Here is a 16,444-nt window from a genome sequence, read left to right as displayed (position 1 = left end):
GACAAGACTATGGCGAACAGCCTAAAGTGCGAGATCGTCAGTGCCGAGGCATCGATTTTCTCTGGCGATGTCGACCAGGTCATCGCTGCTGGTGTCATGGGGGATCTGGGGATCCTTCCTGGCCATGCGCCGTTGTTGACTGAGCTGTCACCCGGCCCGGTTCGCGTGATCCACGACGGTGGTGAAGAAGAGAATTACTACATCACCGGTGGCTTCCTCGAAGTGCAGCCGGATATCGTGTCGATTCTCGCGGATACGGCCGTACGTGCCAGCGACCTCGATGAAGCTGCGGCAGAAGAGGCGCGCCAACAGGCCTTGAGAGCGTTCAATGAGACGGCCGCTGAAATCGATTATACACGTGCGGCGGCTGAACTTGCCGAAGCGGTTGCCCAATTGCGAACCATTCAGCAATTGCGCAAGAAGGCGGGCAGAGAATAGCAGAACGATCGGCCTTGTGATCTCGGCGCCCTCTGGTTGTAATGGCCAGGGGGCGTCGTCGTTTGTGGGCACGCCGTGAGGCGTAAGGAGGCTTGCCATGTCGCTGGAAGCAACGCTGCAGGAAAACAAGTTACTGATCTTGGACGCCTTGTCCCAGGATGATTCAGAGACGCTGGAATCGCTGCTTCCGGATCTTCGATCGGCCGATATCGCGGCCATCCTGTCCGACATTGCCGAGGAAGACGAGGACCGGCAAACCGTATTCAGTCTTCTGGAAAGCCTGTCCATCGAACGGCGTGCCAATGTATTCGGCTACCTGTCGGGGGATCTGCAGGCGGAGCTGGCCGATTTGATGGCCGATGATCGCTTGCTGGTACTGCTCGAAGAGATGAGTGGCGATGAACGGGCCGATCTATTCAATGTCTTGGATGAGGATCGACGCGAAGGGCTACTTCGTCGCATGGCTCACCGCGAGCGTGAGGATCTAAAGCGCCTGGCAAGCTACGAAGAGGGAACGGCCGGGGCGGTGATGACCTCGGATTATGTTGCCATTCCCAGTGGGTTGACGGTGTCTCAGGCATTGATGCGGGTCCGTCAGACAGCACCGGATGCGGAGACCGTCTATCAGATCTATATGATCGACGATCAGGGTCGGCTTGCGGGAACGATGTCGCTGCGTCAGTTGATCGTGGCACGACCAGGTGCCCGTGTCGACGACTTGATGATCAAGGATGTGATTCAGCTTGGTGTCGATGCGCCCCAGGAAGAGGTAGCTCGAATCGTGGCGCACTATGACTTGCTGGCCGTACCGGTCGTGGATGAGGAGGAGCGACTGGTCGGAATAGTGACCCATGACGATGCGATGGATGTCGTCGAAGCCGAAGCGACGGAAGATATCCACAAGGGGGCCTCGGTCGGGCAACTAGAGGGCGGTGTCAGCCGAGTGCGTCTATGGAGTCTGTATCGTAAGCGTATTGTCTGGCTCGTATTGCTGGTTTTCGGCAATCTATTCTCGGGGGCAGGTATTGCTTACTTCGAGGAAACGATTGCTGCTCAGGTGGCGTTAGTATTCTTCTTGCCATTGTTGATAGGCAGCGGGGGAAATGCCGGTGCCCAGGCTGCCACCTTGACGGTCCGTGGCATGGCAACAGGGGACGTTGGCATCAGGGATTGGGGAAAACTGATGGGGCGGGAATTGCTGGTTGCCGGCGCACTGGGGTTGACCATGGCGATAGCCGTCGCACCGATCGGCATTCTGCGAGGTGGCGAGATGGTGGCGCTAGTCGTGGCCATGAGTATGATCTCGATCGTATTGTTCGGCAGTTTGCTCGGCATATGCCTCCCTTTTCTTCTCGATCGATTGGGCTGGGATCCAGCGACGGCATCTGCCCCTTTGGTGACGACGATCATCGATGCCTGCGGGGTGGTGATTTATTTCACGATTGCCACTGCCATGCTGTCGGGTTGATCCGGGCGGACAAGCCATGCCGATATGTGTATGCTTGGCATCCGACTCGCGCTGTTACCCGCATCTGATCATGGATGATTGACAGGACATCTGAATGGATTGGTTACAGGTTATCATCTTGGCCCTGATTCAGGGCGTGACCGAATTCCTGCCTATTTCCAGTTCTGCGCACCTAGTTTTGGTGCCGGAGCTCACCGATTGGCCCGATCAGGGCTTGGCATTCGATGTTGCCCTTCATGTGGGTAGTCTGGCAGCGGTATTGACCTATTTCCGCATCGAACTATGGCGTATGACGATATCCTGGCTGCAATCCTGGCGGGGACGAGTCGATGAAGAAGCGCGCCTGGCCTGGTGGGTGATATTGGCCACGATACCGGTCGGCCTTGCGGGCCTGGCGTTCAAGGACGTCATCGAAACGGATTTGCGAACAGTCACCGTTCTTGCCGTTAGCTTGATCGGTTTCGGTCTATTGCTAGGTTATGCCGATTGGCGCCGACCCGGTCAGCGAAGTGAGTACCAACTTCGCTGGAAAGATGTGATGTGGATTGGTCTGTCCCAAGCATTAGCATTGATTCCAGGCACCTCGCGTTCCGGCATTACCATGACGGCGGCGCTGCTACTGGGGATGAGCCGGGAAGGAGCGGCCCGCTTTTCCTTCCTGTTGTCGATTCCCGTCATCATTCTGGCCGGCGGGTTGGAAATTCGTGAACTGATCTTCTCCTCTGTCATCGTCGATTGGCCGGCATTGTTTGTCGGTACCCTGCTGTCCGGGATAAGTGCCTATCTGTGTATCCATTACTTTCTTGTCTTCATTCGACGAATAGGCATGCAGCCCTTCGTCATCTATCGAGTGATCTTCGGAATCTGGCTGTTATGGTTTTTCGCCTAGGGAGAAACATGCTCTTGCGTCGTATGTCGAGCGCTTTGCAAGTCTGTTGTTGTGGAGTGGTTGCTCTATGGCTTACGGCTTGCACCGAGTCGAATCCGGACCCGGAACGGATTGAGCTGGAGGGAGCCATCTTCGGAACGTTTTATCAAGTCACGCTTGTGGATGATCTTGATGACGATGACATCGAGCAACTGCGTGACGGCTTCATGGAGGAACTCGAATCGGTCGACATGTCGATGTCGACGTATCGTGACGACTCGGAACTCATGGCTTTCAACGACAGTGAACCGGGTGAGTGGCAATCGCTTTCCGATGGACTGATCGATGTGCTCGCCATCAGTCAGTCGGTGGCTAAGGCCAGCGATGGCGCTTTCGATGTCACGATTGGTGATCTGGTCAACCTTTGGAGCTTTGGTCCCGAGGCCCGTCCCAAGGAAGTTCCCGCCGCTGACGAGATTGCAAGGCGCATATCGGCGACGGGGCCCGACAGTTTGGAGGTAGAGAGCGATAACGGCCGTGCTCGACGCTTGACTGACAACTTCATCGATCTCTCCGCGGTCGCCAAGGGGTATGGTGTCGAACGGGTAGCCGCGTATCTGGATGCGCAGGGAATTGATCATTATCTCGTCAACATCGGTGGCGAATTGAGTGCCAAGGGCTATCGTGATGGCAAAGAGTCCCCATGGCGAATCGGTGTCGAAGTACCGGATGGTGGACGAGAGGTTGCGCAGCATGTCTTGCCATTGCACGACATTTCTGTGGCAACGTCCGGTGATTATCGGCAATATTTCGAACAGGATGGACGACGCTATTCTCATACCCTGGACCCCCGAGATGGTCGACCGGTACGGCATCGTCTGGCTTCAGTGACAGTCCTGCATGACTCTGCCACTTGGGCCGATGCCTGGGCGACGGCATTAATGGTGCTTGGTCCCAAGGCCTCGATGACGTTGGCAGAGCGTGAAGATCTTGCCATTCTGACGCTGGTGCGGGATCCGGATGGCGAAGGCTGGGGGAGTTATGTCAGCCCGGCATTCGTCGAACGGATGGGAGCCGAACGGATTAAAGAGATGGGAATAGCGATTCCTGACGACCATGGCCCTGGTGACTAGAATGGATCAGTCTGAAAATATCGATCAAGGAGTCAAGATGGCGCTCGACGTTGTCATTCTGGCCGCAGGACAGGGAACGCGAATGCGCTCCACTCGGCCCAAGGTGCTGCATCGACTGGCCGGCAGGCCGATGATTCGGCATGTTATCGATACGGCATTACAACTCGATTGCGATCAGATCCATGTGGTGATAGGGCATGGTGGCGATCAGTTGCGGCAGGCATTGGGCGACTGTCCGGTTCACTACGCCGTTCAACATGAGCAGAACGGCACGGGGCATGCCGTAGCGCAAGCACTGGATCAACTAAGCCATGACAAGGTATTGGTGCTGTATGGCGACGTACCGATGATTCATGCCGATACGCTGGCATCACTGGTTGCCCGTGTCGATGAACAGCATATGGGCTTGCTGACTGTCACGCTCGAGGATCCTACCGGCTACGGACGTATTCTGCGTGATGACGAGGGACGCGTCAGAGCGATCGTTGAACAGAAAGATGCAACGGCAAGCCAGCGGGGCGTACGTGAGTGCAATACCGGCATCATGGCCATGACACGTAGCCAACTCAAACGCTGGTTACCCCAACTTTCCTCGAATAATGCCCAAGGGGAATATTATCTGACCGATATCATTGCCTTGGCGGCTGCCGAAGGTGTCACGGTCGCTACTGCTGAGCCCCGTGACTCTCTGGAAGTGGAAGGCGTCAATGACCGAGCCCAGCTGGCTCGATTGGAGCGGGCTCATCAACGGCGAATGGCGACTCGCTTGATGGCAGAGGGCGTCGCTCTGACCGACCCTGAACGCATCGATGTACGTGGTAGCCTGACGTGTGGGCATGATGTCGAGATTGACGTGGGATGCGTTTTCGAAGGCGACGTCGTGCTTGGTGAGGGGGTGTCGATTGGTCCTTATTGCGTGATTCGTGACAGCCATATCGGCGCCGAGAGCGAGATAGCATCCCATAGCGTGATCGAGGGAACCGTCGCATCCGGTCTCAATCGTATCGGTCCCTTCGCCCGTTTGCGTCCTGGGACGCATCTGGCGGTGCGTGCCAAAGTGGGAAACTTCGTGGAAACGAAGAACGTCAATGTCGGTGAAGGTAGCAAAATCAATCATTTGAGTTATGTCGGCGATGCCAGTCTTGGCCATGATGTGAACGTCGGTGCTGGCACGATCACGTGCAATTACGATGGTGCCAACAAGCATCGTACCGAGATCGGCAATGAGGCATTCATCGGTTCCAATACTGCCTTGGTGGCACCGGTCACGGTCGGTAGTGGCGCGACGGTCGGTGCTGGGTCGACGATCAGCAAGGATATCGCCGACGGTGCCCTCGCGGTGGCCCGGAGTCGTCAGGTCAACAAGGCCGATTGGCGACGTCCCGCCAAGTCGAAAACAGAGGATCAATAGGAGAGCGGCATGTGTGGAATCGTGGGTGCCGTGGTGGCGCGTAACGTTCAGGGAATCCTGCTTGAAGGCTTGAAACGTCTCGAGTATCGCGGCTACGACTCGGCAGGCATGACCGTGATCTCTGACGACAATCGACTCAATCGGGTTCGGGCATTGGGTAAGGTCGCCGCCCTTGAATCACGCCTGGAGGCGATGCCACTGGCAGGAACCTCGGGCATCGCGCACACTCGCTGGGCGACGCATGGCAAGCCGAGCGAGGATAATGCGCATCCCCATCAATCGGGTGACGATCTGGCAGTGGTGCACAATGGCATTATCGAGAACCACGAACGTTTGCGATCGGAGCTAGAACAGCAGGGCTATGCATTCACTTCGGAAACCGATACCGAGGTCGTCGCCCACCTGATAGCCCGTGAATTTTCCCATGGCCATGATCTGTTGTCTGCAGTCCGTAATGCCCTGATGGTGTTCGACGGCGCCTATGCCATGGGCGTGATGCATCGCGACGAACCGGGTGTGATCATCGGTGCGCGCAAGGGAAGTCCATTGGTCGTCGGTGTCGGTATCGAGGAAGCATTCCTGGCATCCGATCCGCTGGCCTTGCTTCAGGTCACCGATCGTTTCATCTACCTCCAGGAAGAGGATGTGGTTCGCCTCTCCAAGGGGGGGAAGATCGAGATATTCGATCGCAACGGTGATGCTGTCGAGCGCCCGGTACAGACGTTCGAACATAGCGATGGTGCGGCTAGCAAAGGTGATTATCGACACTTCATGCTCAAGGAAATCCATGAACAGCCGCAAGTCATAGCGGCGGCGATGGAGGGCCGGCTGAGTGAGCGTGGCGTGTTGATCGAGAGCTTCGGTATCGATGCCGAGGCACTGTTCGCCAAAGCCGACCAGATCCATATCGTTGCCTGCGGTACCAGTTACCATGCCGGTATGGTGGCGCGTTACTGGCTCGAGAAAGTGGCAGGGATTCCCACTCAGGTCGAGGTTGCCTCGGAATATCGTTACCGTCGGGTCGTGGTGCCCGAAAATACGCTGTTCGTGACATTGTCTCAGTCCGGTGAGACGGCCGATACGCTGGCTGCCTTACGGTTTTCCCGCGAACTGGGTTACATGGGCAGTCTGGCGATCTGCAACGTCCCGGGCAGTTCACTGGTTCGCGAATCCGACCTTACCCTGATGACGCATGCCGGTCCGGAGATTGGCGTCGCGTCGACCAAGGCCTTCACCAGTCAGCTCGTGGCATTGATGCTATTGACTCTGTCGCTGGCCAAGGTACGTAGTGAGGCGCCCGAACGGCAGGTCGAGATCGCCGCCGCCTTGCGCGCATTGCCGGATGTAGCCACCCGAGTGCTAGGACTGGACAAGGACATCGAGGCCTTGTCGACGGCTTTTGCCGAGAAACATCATGCGCTGTTCCTGGGACGTGGAGCCCATTTCCCCATCGCCCTGGAAGGAGCACTCAAGCTCAAGGAGATTTCCTACATCCACGCCGAGGCGTATCCGGCAGGTGAACTCAAACACGGGCCGCTGGCGCTGGTCGACAGCGAAATGCCTGTCATCTCGGTAGCACCCAACGACGAGTTGCTGGACAAGCTCAAATCCAACCTTCAGGAAGTCCGTGCGCGAGGCGGTGAGTTGTTCGTCTTCGCTGACGAAAATGTGGGGATCGAATCCACGGAAGGGGTACGAGTGCTGCAACTTCCCCACGTTGACGAAGCGCTGGCTCCGATCATCTATACCTTGCCGCTGCAATTGTTGTCCTATCATGTTGCGGTTCTCAAGGGCACCGATGTCGACCAGCCCCGTAACCTGGCGAAGTCGGTCACTGTCGAATGAGGCGACGAGGGATCTAATTAGCCGTCGCGAACGGGGAACGTTACCATGATGTCTTTCTGGAACCCTGTCAGAAGAGATACATGTGAACGTCATCCCCGATCGTCTTCCTTCTCTTGATCGGGCCGCTGCCGAGTGCGCGGCCCGTCGACTCGACAACCTCACCAAACCGCCAGGCAGCCTGGGGCGTTTGGAGCGGCTGGTGATCGATTTAGCGGCAATCCAGGGTGAGGCACTACCTCGAGTGTCGCCCCCAAAGATATTGGTATTCGCTGCCGATCATGGCGTGGCGGCAGAAGGGGTGTCGGCTTTCCCGCAGTCGGTGACTGCCCAGATGGTGACCAACTTCGCTACTGGCGGGGCCGCCATCAATGTTTTTGCTCACCAGCATGGTGCTGGTCTGGAAGTGATCGACGTCGGCGTCGCCGCGCCACTTCCCCCCGAATTGATCGATCATCCATTGCTGGTAGACGAAAAGATTCGTCTCGGAACGGCCAATATGGTGAATACCGACGCCATGGATCGTGAGGAAGCCGAGCAGGCTATCGGTGTCGGTATCCGCGCTGCTGAGTGTGCAGCTGCAGCAGGTTATCGCAGCCTGATCGTCGGCGAGATGGGCATCGCCAATACCACGGCGAGCAGTGCTCTGCTGGCAGCACTCCACGATGTGCCGCTCGAACGTGTGGTAGGTGTTGGAACCGGTATCGATGACGAGCGTCTGGCTCATAAACGTTCAGTGATCCAGCGTGCCATCGATGCCCGACGCATCGACGCTGATGATCCACTGGGTGCCTTGGCGGCATTGGGGGGATTGGAGATTGCTGCGATGGTCGGCGCATTTCTGGGTGGGGCGGCCAATCGGCTCCCGCTACTGGTGGACGGATTCATTGCGACGGTAGCCGCGTTGATAGCCTGCCGACTGCATCCGGAACTGCGTGACTATCTGGTATTCGCTCATCGTTCCCGTGAACCGGGTCACGATACAGCGTTGGCGGCGCTGAATGCCGCTCCACTGCTGGATCTCGACATGCGCCTGGGGGAGGGTAGCGGTGCCGCCCTGGCCTTTCCGTTGCTCGATTCGGCCTGTCGGATGCTTGCCGAGATGAGTACTTTCACGGATGCCGGAATCGATGGTGCCGCCCCGACCTCATGAATAGCCGGATGAGACCACCTTCCCCGTACTTCTGCCTGGGCTGGCTTTGGCTGTCGATGGGCACCGCAATGGCCTTTCGAGCTCTGATTCGTGCCGGGGAGGCGAAGAATGGCTGAACCCATGTCATTCACGTTGCTCACTCTGGTAGTGATCGCCGTACTACTGGATCTGGTCATTGGCGATCCCCGTTCGATGCCTCATCCGGTCGTCGGCATGGGGAAGGTAATCGGATGCCTGGAAAGGAGTTGGAACCACGGTACGCCGCGGGCAAGGCGCCTTAAAGGGGGGCTGATGACATCGGTGGTAGTGATTGGGACCTATATTCTGGCCAGCAGCGGGCTGATGCTGCTGGCTCGACTGCACCCATGGCTGAAACTGGTCGCCGAACTCTGGCTTCTCGTCAATTGCCTGGCCATCAAGGGACTCCGTGATGCGGCATTGGCGGTGGCAACGCCCCTGATCCAGGGTGATCTCACGACTGCACGTCAGCAACTGGCGATGGTCGTCGGCCGGGATACCGCCTATCTGGATGAACCGGAGATTACCCGAGGGACAGTGGAGACGGTCGCCGAGAATAGTGTGGATGGCATCACGGCACCGCTCCTCTTCGCGCTGTTGGGTGGCGCACCTTTGGCACTTGCCTACAAGGCGATCAACACCCTGGATTCCATGGTGGGTTATCGAAACGAGCGTTATCGTGAATTCGGTTGGGCCTCAGCGCGTCTCGACGATGTGGCCAACTGGTTTCCGGCCCGACTCACCGCCTTGACACTCTGGTTGAGCGCCCATCTCTTGAGGGGCATGCACACGCGTGGCGCCCTGTCTGCAACTTACCGTGACGCGGCGCACCATCCCAGTCCCAATGCCGGTTTACCGGAAGCCATGGTGGCCAATCTGCTTGGTGTGCAGCTTGGCGGTATGAACACGTATCAGGGTGACGTGTCCTGTCGTACGCGGCTTGGCATCCCCCGGGAAACGCTGGCGGTTCGCCATATCGAGGGTGCCATCCGCCTGATGCATGGTGGTTGGCTCGGTTTCCTGGCGGTGTTGGTGTTACTGATCGTATTCAAGGAGGTGTCATGACACGACACGATTGGCCCCTTCACGGTGGTCAGGCGATGCCGCTGCTGACCCGCTTCGGTTTACCGGAAGATACGCCGGTGCTGGATGTCAGCGCCAACCTCAATCCCTTGGGCCCCCCGGCCTGGTTGTCCAGCTGGCTGGCAGAGCGCATGGCGACGATTTCCCGCTATCCCGATCCGGAATATCGCAAGGCACGGATTGCCATCGCCGACCATGAAGGTGTGCATCCTGACCAGGTATTGCTTACCAATGGCGGTGCTGAAGCCATTTTTATAGCCGCTGCCCTGCATGCCGGGGAGGCGGCCACCATCGTTCAACCGGGCTTTGCCGAATATGCTCGGGCCTGCACCGCTCATGGCCTCTCGAGGCACGACACTCATCTTGCACCTCCTGATTTCCTCCTTGACCCCGATGCCTTGGTGCGTGGTTTGGGCGAGTGTCGGCTGCTGTTTCTGTGCCGGCCACACAACCCGAGTGGCAAGTTGATACCGCGCCAGACGATGGAACGGCTTATCGAGTTGACGAAAGAACGCGACTGTCATGTAGTCGTGGACGAAGCCTTCATCGATTTCGTCGATGACCCGAATGAGGCGCTGACCCCGCTACTTGCCCGTTTCGATCATCTGATTCTGCTGCGCTCGCTGACCAAACTCTACACCCTGCCGGGTCTGCGAGTTGGTTATCTGCTGGCTGATTCCCGGACGGTAGAGCGCGCCAAAGCGTTCCAGCCTGCCTGGAGTGTCAACGGTCTGGCCGCTGAGTTGGTCCCACCGCTGCTGGACGATCATGATTTCATGGCTCGCACTCGCGAGTGGCTTGCCACTGAACGACCACGATTACAGGCCGATCTCGGCAAGCTGGGTCTCGAGGTAGTACCAAGTCAGACCAACTTTTTCCTGGTACGGCATCCTCATGGGCGGGAAACGACACGTTCCCTGTTGCCGGCATTGCTACGCCGCGGTGTCATGGTACGTCACACCGAGAGCTTTCCTGGACTGGATGGCGGTTGGCTGCGTGTGGCGCTGCGCGGCGTCGAAGACAATGATCGCTTGTTGTCGGCACTGGCTGACAGCCTGGCCGAGTATCGCGGAGGAGGGATACCATGATCACCTTCGTCAGCGGAGGTGCACGCTCCGGCAAAAGCCGTCATGCCGAGGCCCTGGCCCTGTCATCCCATGCCGAACGTGGCGGACGACTCATCTATCTGGCTACGGCGCAGGCGTGCGATGTCGAGATGGCAGAGCGTATCGCCCGGCATCGTCATGAGCGGGGAGATGACTGGCATACCCTGGAAGCTCCTCTGGCTCTGGATACGGCCATGGCCAAGGTGGTCGGGGGCGATACCGTGCTGCTTGATTGTTTGACCCTCTGGTCCAGCCAATGGCTCTATGCCGGTGGTGGTAATGAGGCGGAGGGAGAAACCATGTTGATGCGCGTACTGGAGTCGGTACGTGCTCGGCGGATTACCCTCGTGGTGGTTTCCAATGACCTCAATGAGGGACTGCCACCCCAGGATAGTGAAACATGGCGCTATCTGGCTTTCCTGCAGCGGCTGCACTGCCTTCTTGCCCGGAAGGCTGATAGCGTAGTGGAGGTGGTGGCCGGTTTCCCCCTCGAATGGGCATCGAGCGAGGAGACGCCAATATGAGAAATGCCTTTTATGGGTTGATATTGGCGTTGCAGTTTCTGACACGAATTCCGGTTCCGTTGCGCTGCCCCTGGCGTGCCGATACGTGTCGCTGGGCGTTGCGCTGTTATCCTCTGGTAGGGTTATTGATCGGTAGTCTGCTTGCCGCCGTGGCTGAACTCGGGCAAGCGCTTCCCACGCCATTTCTGGCGTTAACGTTACTCAGCGTCTGGGTGGTCCTGTCTGGCGGTCTGCACCTTGATGGGGTCATGGACGTCGCCGATGCGCTGGGCAGCAATGCGTCTCTGGAGACGCGTTGGGCGATCATCAAGGATTCACAGGTGGGCAGTTTCGCGATCCTGTCCCTGGTCTTTCTGCTTGCCTGGAAAGGGATGCTGCTCTGGGCACTGCTGACGGCCGGGGCAACCCCGGCATGGCTGGTGGCATTACCGGCTTTGGCGCGTTTCGGTGCCCTGTCACTACTGCGCCTGGCGCCCTGTGCGCGGCGCGAAGGACTGGCCTGGACCTGGCGGCAACATCTGACCCGGAATGATCTGGTACTTTCGTTGGTACCACTGGTGCCGCTCTTCGTCTGGCTGCCTGTCGGGATCGGATTGCTCGCTGCGCTGCTGGTCTTTCTGTCTCTGTATGGCCTGGTTATGGTCCGGGCCTTCACCGGCATCAACGGCGATATCGTCGGGGCTGCCATCGAAGGAGGAGAACTATGGTTGCTGCTCAGCGCCTGGAGCTGGTGGTGGTTCGTCACGGGTTGACGGCGTGGAATCGTGAGCGCCGCTACCAGGGACAGCGCGACATACCCTTGTTGCTGCCTGAGGCACTGCCGGATCTTGACCGACTGCGGAGCCATCTGGCCAACGTGCCCTTCGATGCCGTCCACTGTAGCGATCTGATTCGTTGTCGTCAGACGCTGGCGCATGTATGGGAAGGTCGAAAGGGTACAGCGCACTTCGACGCTCGGCTGCGTGAGCTTGATTTCGGCGACTATGAGGGCAAGACCTACGACCAGCTCAAGGACGATACCGGTTATCGCGCCTGGATCGACAGTCGGGGGGAGCAGGCCCCACCCGGCGGTGAGTCTGCCGGGGAACTCTGGGCTCGTCTATCCGGTTGGCTGGTGGCGCTGCTCGATGAATCGCTGGCGAAAGGCTACGGTCGTGTCCTGGTGGTCAGTCATGGTGGGGCGATCCGCGAACTGCGTCGACGTCTGGAAGCTGCCGACTTCTGGGATGGCACGGTGGGCCAGGCTCAAGGGCGGCGTTTCATCTTCGAACATCAGGAAGGAGACTGGCGATGCAACTCTTCATCGGCGGTGCCTGCTCCGGCCGACGAGCCCTAGTCGCCGGGCGATTCCCCACGGCGAACTGGCACCGATTGACCGCGGGGGAGGAAGTGGATGGTTGGCTTCGCAGCCATCGACCTGGCCTGCCTCTGGTGGTCACCGGTTGGCTGGATTGGCTTCAGGCGGTGCTGGTTGAACAGAGCGATGACAAGGCACTGCGTGGCATGTGGCGATCGATCCTGGATGCCTTGACCGACGCAGAGAGGATGGCGGATACCCCGGTGGTGTTGATTCTCGATGAAATGGGTCGCGGTGTTGTACCCATGACATCAGAACTACGTCGGTTGCGTGATCTCAATGGCTGGCTGGTCCAGGACGCCGCCGCTGCCTGCGAGGCGATCTGGTATGTCCGCCATGGGCTCGTGCAACGGCTGGAAGCAAGGGAATCACGAGGCTGAGTGCAGGCGGCATGGGCGAGGAGAACCGTGATTGGCTGACATCCTGGAAACAGTACGAGGAACTGACGGCCGTGGAACAAGCGGCACTATCGTCCATGACATCGGCAATCCGCGCTTATGCTTATATGGCGTTGCGGAACCGCATGATTCGGCTGTGATCAACCGGGTCATCGAGGATATCGGCGTACACACCGAAGGTACGACGCAGCCTTTCGGTCGTCAGGACGTTCCTGGGTGGGCCGACGTCGACCAGGCGTCCGGCATCCATGACCCCGATACGGTCACAATTCATCGCCTGGTTGAGGTCGTGCAAGGCGATGACCACCGTGACCGGTAGCTGCCTGACCAATTGCAGGATCGATAGCTGATGGCGAATATCGAGGTGGTTGGTGGGCTCATCAAGCAACAGGATCTTCGGCTGCTGAGCCAAGGCGCGAGCGATGTGGACGCGCTGGCGTTCGCCGCCGGAAAGCGTATGCCAAAGGCGGTCCGCCAGCGGTTGCATACCGACATCGTCGAGGGCTCGGGCAACGATGGCGTCATCCTGATCGGACCATGGATACCACGGCGAGAGGAAGGGAGTGCGGCCCAGGGCAACAGCCTGTCGGACCACTATTCGATCAATGGTTTCCGCCTGTTGCTCGACGACGGCGATGGATTGAGCGATATCACGCTGCCGCATCCTGGCCATCGGCCGGTCGTTCACCAGCACGCGTCCGATTTTCGGCTTGCGCAGTCCCGCGAGCATGCGCAGCAGCGTCGTCTTTCCCGAGCCGTTGGGGCCAATCAGGCCGAAGGTCTCGCCGGGCTCCACCGCCAGGCTGACGTCGTTCAGCAACTTGTGTCCGTGGATCGTCCAGTCGACGCGCTCAGCAGCCAATCTCATCGTACTCTCGTCCCCCGCACCAGAATCATGGCGAACACCGGGGCACCGATCAGCGAGGTGACCACACCGATCGGCAGCACCTGCCCCGGCACGAGGGTACGTGAAGCGATGTCCGAGCCGATCAGAAAAACGGCACCGGCCAACGCCGACGCCGGTACCAGGCGAGTGTGTCGACTGCCGACGAGAAAGCGCATGGCATGGGGAATCACGAGACCCACGAAGCCGATGGCGCCGACCATGGAGACCATTATTGCCGTCACCAGGGCCATGGCGGTGATCAGGATGCCCCGGACAGGACGTACGGCGATGCCCATCGAGGCGGCGCTGTCGGCGCCAAAAGTGAACGCATCCAGTGCACGCCGTTGCCACAGACAGATCAATACGCCCCCCAACGCAGCGGGCAGCCCCAAGGTGACATCGTCCCAACGTACGCCGGACAGATTGCCCATGAGCCAGAACATGATACCGCGTGCCTGTTCGGCGCTTGCTGACTTGGCAATGATGAAGGCGGTCAGGGCATTGAACAACTGGGATCCGGCAATGCCGGCCAGAATGATGGCCCCGGCGGCCTGGGTGCCGCGACCGCCCCCGGTGCCGCTGCTGGCAGCATGGGCGAGCAATACCACCAGGACGAAGGCCAGACCCGCGCCGGCGAAAGCCCCGAGCGAGAGCGTCAGGGTGCCGGCACCAATCCCGCTGATAGTCACCGCCACGGCCCCGGTCGAGGCACCGGCGGAAATGCCCATCAGGAACGGGTCGGCCAGGGGATTGCGCAGCAGCGCCTGCAGAACGACGCCGGCCAGGGCCAGTCCGGCGCCGCAGCAAGCCGCAATGATGGCGCGGCTGAGCCGATAGCTCCAGATGATACCGGCATCGATTCGGTCGACGGCATACTCCGCCCCCCAGAGCCGATTGGCAAGCACCTTGAGGATCGTTTCCATCGAGATCGAGGTTTCACCGATCGCGGTGCCGGCCATCACGGCCACGAACAGGATCAGTGGTGTCAGCCAGGCCCAGGTCCAGGGCCTGGAAAAGCGACCCACTGGATGAAGCGCGATGGCTAGATTCATCGGTCGAATGACATGGTCGACAAGGCATCGGCCAGCGTTTCGAGGCCGAAGATCGTACGCATCGTGGCGCTCATGGCATGGGCATCCATTTCAATGATGTTGCCGTTCTTCACCGCCGACATTTCGCGAGCCACGGGGTCGTTGTGAAGAAATTCGCGCTTCTTCTCGATGCTGTCGGCTGGATAGCGACGACGATCCATACGGGCTAGCACGATGATGTCGGGATCGGCCTGGGCAACGGATTCCCAGCCGACGACGGGCCACTCCTCGTCCGATTCAACCACATTGCGGATGCCGAGCTTGTCCATCATGTAGCCCGGTGCACCGAGTCGGCCAGCGACATAGGGGTCGGCGACTTGATCGGGAGAGGAAAACCAGAACACTGCCGACAGATCCTCGGGCAGTGCAAGGCTCTCGGCATTGGCAATGGCCTCTGCCTCGCGCGCCTCGAGGTCGGCCACCAAAGCGTCCCCGGCGTCCTGCACATCGAAGATCGTGGCCAGTTCGGTGATGCCCTTGTAGATCGATTCGGTAGAGAAGGCGGCAATGCGGGTGCCGTCGCCGCCGGTCGTATTGTCCTTGGTATCGCAATCGGCGGGCATGATGTAGGTGGCGATGCCCAGGTCATGGAACTGGCGCCGAGACGCCACGCTGCCGGTGGGGCCCACATGCCATTCATACTGGGCGGTGACGAGGTCGGGTTTCTTGTTCACCACCGCCTCGAAACTGGGATCATTGTCGGCAATGCGGTCGATGTCGTCATTGACATCGCGGAATTCCGGCAACACCGGGTTGAACCAGACCGAGGTCCCCGTTACCCGATCGGCCAGCCCCAATGCATAGAGAATTTCGGTGGCCGATTGACCGACGGTGACCACGTCATCAGGGGCTGATTGGAAGCTGAGTTCCTTGCCGCAATTGGGAAGCGTCAGAGGATAGGACGTGGTATCGGCCATGGCGCAGGAGACGGGCAACAAGCATAGCGTTGCCAGTACCTTGCAAGCGAGATTCATGTATATTCCCTGTATATCAATAAGTTGACTATCCTGTAAAACGTAAGCGGACAATAGTGAGTCAATGTATTCTCCATACTAGATGCCTCGATTGCTACCGGCGTTATTCCTGAATTGTTATGTTATAACTCATCATTAAGACGAATGAAATCCTCTCCCGCCGTCTAGGATGGTGTTTCGCCGGCCATGAAACGATGGAGACGACGGCCCTTGAATTGCTTCTACTGCGGGAATTACTTTAGGATGGCTCGTCTGGGGACGGGTGCCCCTGCTTGTAGGGGATAATCGGGAAGTATGGTGCGGCGCTTCAGCCTATTCCATCGCTGCCCCCGCAACGGTGAAAGGAGAGTCGCCTGCGAAGACCACTGGCACGAGCCGGGAAGGTGCAGGTGAAGACGTGGTGTTTGCGCATACGTTCTCTTTGAGCCCGGAGACCGGCCCGTCGTTTCGTTTCATCTGGTAACGGTGCGGTGGGCACCGGGGATAAGCTCATGTCTACTATTCCTGCCTCGTCTCACAAACGGGCTTCTCGCTCTGGTTCAAGGTTGGCGTCTGCCTGCCAGCAGGGTGTCGTGGTGCTCTTCGGAGCGCTCATCCTTTACGCTGTCGGTTTCATGCCGATGAACGCGGCACATAATGCGGCGCATGATAGCCGGCACTCCTTCGTATTTCCCTGTCACTGAGGCAGTTCAGG

17 protein-coding genes and 1 riboswitch are annotated in these 16,444 nt (G+C 58.9%); of the genes, 14 read left to right on the top strand and 3 right to left on the bottom strand.

Translation table 11 applies throughout. The features are described 5' to 3' along the window. Nucleotides 1–9 precede the first annotated feature (9 nt). From FVV99_RS02035 to FVV99_RS01975, 13 genes are all read left to right on the top strand, one after another. On the top strand, nucleotides 10–438 hold the full coding sequence (locus FVV99_RS02035) for a F0F1 ATP synthase subunit epsilon (protein ID WP_148252339.1): 429 nt from the start codon (nucleotides 10–12) through the stop codon (nucleotides 436–438). A gap of 97 nt (nucleotides 439–535) precedes the next feature. Continuing rightward, nucleotides 536–1,906: a magnesium transporter gene (mgtE, locus tag FVV99_RS02030; RefSeq protein WP_148252337.1), complete on the top strand. Its 1,371-nt coding sequence runs from the start codon at nucleotides 536–538 to the stop codon at nucleotides 1,904–1,906. Between the two features lie 94 nt (nucleotides 1,907–2,000). Then, the gene (locus FVV99_RS02025) at nucleotides 2,001–2,795 is read left to right on the top strand and encodes an undecaprenyl-diphosphate phosphatase (protein ID WP_148252335.1); all 795 of its coding nucleotides are present in this window, start codon (nucleotides 2,001–2,003) and stop codon (nucleotides 2,793–2,795) included. A gap of 8 nt (nucleotides 2,796–2,803) precedes the next feature. Further along, nucleotides 2,804–3,907, top strand: coding sequence for an FAD:protein FMN transferase (locus tag FVV99_RS02020; protein WP_236645264.1), 1,104 nt, complete (start codon nucleotides 2,804–2,806; stop codon nucleotides 3,905–3,907). Nucleotides 3,908–3,989: 82 nt separating this feature from the next. After that, nucleotides 3,990–5,318 (top strand): bifunctional UDP-N-acetylglucosamine diphosphorylase/glucosamine-1-phosphate N-acetyltransferase GlmU, encoded by a 1,329-nt coding sequence (gene glmU, locus FVV99_RS02015; protein WP_407921328.1) that lies wholly within the window; start codon nucleotides 3,990–3,992, stop codon nucleotides 5,316–5,318. 9 nt (nucleotides 5,319–5,327) lie between these two features. Then, nucleotides 5,328–7,163 carry a glutamine--fructose-6-phosphate transaminase (isomerizing) gene (gene glmS, locus FVV99_RS02010; protein WP_148252334.1) on the top strand — a complete coding sequence of 612 codons (1,836 nt, stop codon included), beginning with the start codon at nucleotides 5,328–5,330 and terminating at the stop codon, nucleotides 7,161–7,163. Nucleotides 7,164–7,245: 82 nt separating this feature from the next. Beyond that, nucleotides 7,246–8,313: a nicotinate-nucleotide--dimethylbenzimidazole phosphoribosyltransferase gene (gene cobT / locus FVV99_RS02005; RefSeq protein WP_148252332.1), complete on the top strand. Its 1,068-nt coding sequence runs from the start codon at nucleotides 7,246–7,248 to the stop codon at nucleotides 8,311–8,313. 108 nt (nucleotides 8,314–8,421) lie between these two features. Then, nucleotides 8,422–9,396 carry an adenosylcobinamide-phosphate synthase CbiB gene (cbiB, locus tag FVV99_RS02000; protein ID WP_236645263.1) on the top strand — a complete coding sequence of 325 codons (975 nt, stop codon included), beginning with the start codon at nucleotides 8,422–8,424 and terminating at the stop codon, nucleotides 9,394–9,396. Then, nucleotides 9,393–10,502 carry a threonine-phosphate decarboxylase CobD gene (gene cobD / locus FVV99_RS01995; RefSeq protein ID WP_148252330.1) on the top strand — a complete coding sequence of 370 codons (1,110 nt, stop codon included), beginning with the start codon at nucleotides 9,393–9,395 and terminating at the stop codon, nucleotides 10,500–10,502. Before cbiB ends, cobD begins: the two co-directional genes overlap by 4 nt. Continuing rightward, nucleotides 10,499–11,044 (top strand): bifunctional adenosylcobinamide kinase/adenosylcobinamide-phosphate guanylyltransferase, encoded by a 546-nt coding sequence (locus FVV99_RS01990; protein WP_148252329.1) that lies wholly within the window; start codon nucleotides 10,499–10,501, stop codon nucleotides 11,042–11,044. The genes cobD and FVV99_RS01990 overlap by 4 nt, the downstream gene beginning before the upstream one ends. Next, the gene (locus FVV99_RS01985; RefSeq protein WP_148252327.1) at nucleotides 11,041–11,796 is read left to right on the top strand and encodes an adenosylcobinamide-GDP ribazoletransferase; all 756 of its coding nucleotides are present in this window, start codon (nucleotides 11,041–11,043) and stop codon (nucleotides 11,794–11,796) included. The genes FVV99_RS01990 and FVV99_RS01985 overlap by 4 nt, the downstream gene beginning before the upstream one ends. Beyond that, nucleotides 11,748–12,380, top strand: coding sequence for a histidine phosphatase family protein (locus FVV99_RS01980; RefSeq protein ID WP_148252325.1), 633 nt, complete (start codon nucleotides 11,748–11,750; stop codon nucleotides 12,378–12,380). Before FVV99_RS01985 ends, FVV99_RS01980 begins: the two co-directional genes overlap by 49 nt. After that, on the top strand, nucleotides 12,335–12,781 hold the full coding sequence (locus FVV99_RS01975; protein WP_148252323.1) for a bifunctional adenosylcobinamide kinase/adenosylcobinamide-phosphate guanylyltransferase: 447 nt from the start codon (nucleotides 12,335–12,337) through the stop codon (nucleotides 12,779–12,781). The genes FVV99_RS01980 and FVV99_RS01975 overlap by 46 nt, the downstream gene beginning before the upstream one ends. 121 nt (nucleotides 12,782–12,902) lie before the next feature. On the opposite strand, the gene FVV99_RS01970 is transcribed toward FVV99_RS01975, so the two are convergent. From FVV99_RS01970 to FVV99_RS01960, 3 genes are read right to left on the bottom strand one after another with little or no spacing between them, the layout of a single operon-like run. Next, nucleotides 12,903–13,667 carry an ABC transporter ATP-binding protein gene (locus tag FVV99_RS01970; RefSeq protein ID WP_148252321.1) on the bottom strand — a complete coding sequence of 255 codons (765 nt, stop codon included), beginning with the start codon at nucleotides 13,665–13,667 and terminating at the stop codon, nucleotides 12,903–12,905. Next, the gene (locus FVV99_RS01965; protein ID WP_148252320.1) at nucleotides 13,664–14,737 is read right to left on the bottom strand and encodes a FecCD family ABC transporter permease; all 1,074 of its coding nucleotides are present in this window, start codon (nucleotides 14,735–14,737) and stop codon (nucleotides 13,664–13,666) included. The genes FVV99_RS01970 and FVV99_RS01965 overlap by 4 nt, the downstream gene beginning before the upstream one ends. Continuing rightward, entirely contained in the window at nucleotides 14,734–15,750 is a 1,017-nt protein-coding gene (locus FVV99_RS01960; RefSeq protein WP_148252318.1) for an ABC transporter substrate-binding protein, read from the bottom strand. Before FVV99_RS01960 ends, FVV99_RS01965 begins: the two co-directional genes overlap by 4 nt. Nucleotides 15,751–15,993: 243 nt before the next feature. Continuing rightward, a riboswitch (cobalamin riboswitch) is annotated at nucleotides 15,994–16,207 on the top strand. Nucleotides 16,208–16,241: 34 nt separating this feature from the next. Here FVV99_RS01960 and FVV99_RS01955 point away from each other — a divergent pair. Then, the gene (locus FVV99_RS01955; RefSeq protein WP_148252316.1) at nucleotides 16,242–16,433 is read left to right on the top strand and encodes a CbtB domain-containing protein; all 192 of its coding nucleotides are present in this window, start codon (nucleotides 16,242–16,244) and stop codon (nucleotides 16,431–16,433) included. Nucleotides 16,434–16,444 lie beyond the last annotated feature (11 nt).

This window comes from Aidingimonas lacisalsi (assembly GCF_008079445.1).
GTDB classification, from domain to species: Bacteria; Pseudomonadota; Gammaproteobacteria; order Pseudomonadales; family Halomonadaceae; genus Aidingimonas; species Aidingimonas lacisalsi.
The sequence above is the reverse complement of the archived record's forward strand: the minus strand, read 5'-3'. Positions and strand labels throughout refer to the sequence as shown.

Coding starts and splice junctions, on each gene's coding strand:
- FVV99_RS02035 (WP_148252339.1), top strand. CDS start 10: ATGGCGAACAGCCTAAAGTGCGAGATCGTCAGTGCCGAGGCATCGATT.
- mgtE (WP_148252337.1), top strand. CDS start 536: ATGTCGCTGGAAGCAACGCTGCAGGAAAACAAGTTACTGATCTTGGAC.
- FVV99_RS02025 (WP_148252335.1), top strand. CDS start 2,001: ATGGATTGGTTACAGGTTATCATCTTGGCCCTGATTCAGGGCGTGACC.
- FVV99_RS02020 (WP_236645264.1), top strand. CDS start 2,804: ATGCTCTTGCGTCGTATGTCGAGCGCTTTGCAAGTCTGTTGTTGTGGA.
- glmU (WP_407921328.1), top strand. CDS start 3,990: ATGCGCTCCACTCGGCCCAAGGTGCTGCATCGACTGGCCGGCAGGCCG.
- glmS (WP_148252334.1), top strand. CDS start 5,328: ATGTGTGGAATCGTGGGTGCCGTGGTGGCGCGTAACGTTCAGGGAATC.
- cbiB (WP_236645263.1), top strand. CDS start 8,422: ATGGCTGAACCCATGTCATTCACGTTGCTCACTCTGGTAGTGATCGCC.
- cobD (WP_148252330.1), top strand. CDS start 9,393: ATGACACGACACGATTGGCCCCTTCACGGTGGTCAGGCGATGCCGCTG.
- FVV99_RS01990 (WP_148252329.1), top strand. CDS start 10,499: ATGATCACCTTCGTCAGCGGAGGTGCACGCTCCGGCAAAAGCCGTCAT.
- FVV99_RS01985 (WP_148252327.1), top strand. CDS start 11,041: ATGAGAAATGCCTTTTATGGGTTGATATTGGCGTTGCAGTTTCTGACA.
- FVV99_RS01980 (WP_148252325.1), top strand. CDS start 11,748: ATGGTTGCTGCTCAGCGCCTGGAGCTGGTGGTGGTTCGTCACGGGTTG.
- FVV99_RS01975 (WP_148252323.1), top strand. CDS start 12,335: ATGCAACTCTTCATCGGCGGTGCCTGCTCCGGCCGACGAGCCCTAGTC.
- FVV99_RS01970 (WP_148252321.1), bottom strand. CDS start 13,667: ATGAGATTGGCTGCTGAGCGCGTCGACTGGACGATCCACGGACACAAG.
- FVV99_RS01965 (WP_148252320.1), bottom strand. CDS start 14,737: ATGAATCTAGCCATCGCGCTTCATCCAGTGGGTCGCTTTTCCAGGCCC.
- FVV99_RS01960 (WP_148252318.1), bottom strand. CDS start 15,750: ATGAATCTCGCTTGCAAGGTACTGGCAACGCTATGCTTGTTGCCCGTC.
- FVV99_RS01955 (WP_148252316.1), top strand. CDS start 16,242: ATGTCTACTATTCCTGCCTCGTCTCACAAACGGGCTTCTCGCTCTGGT.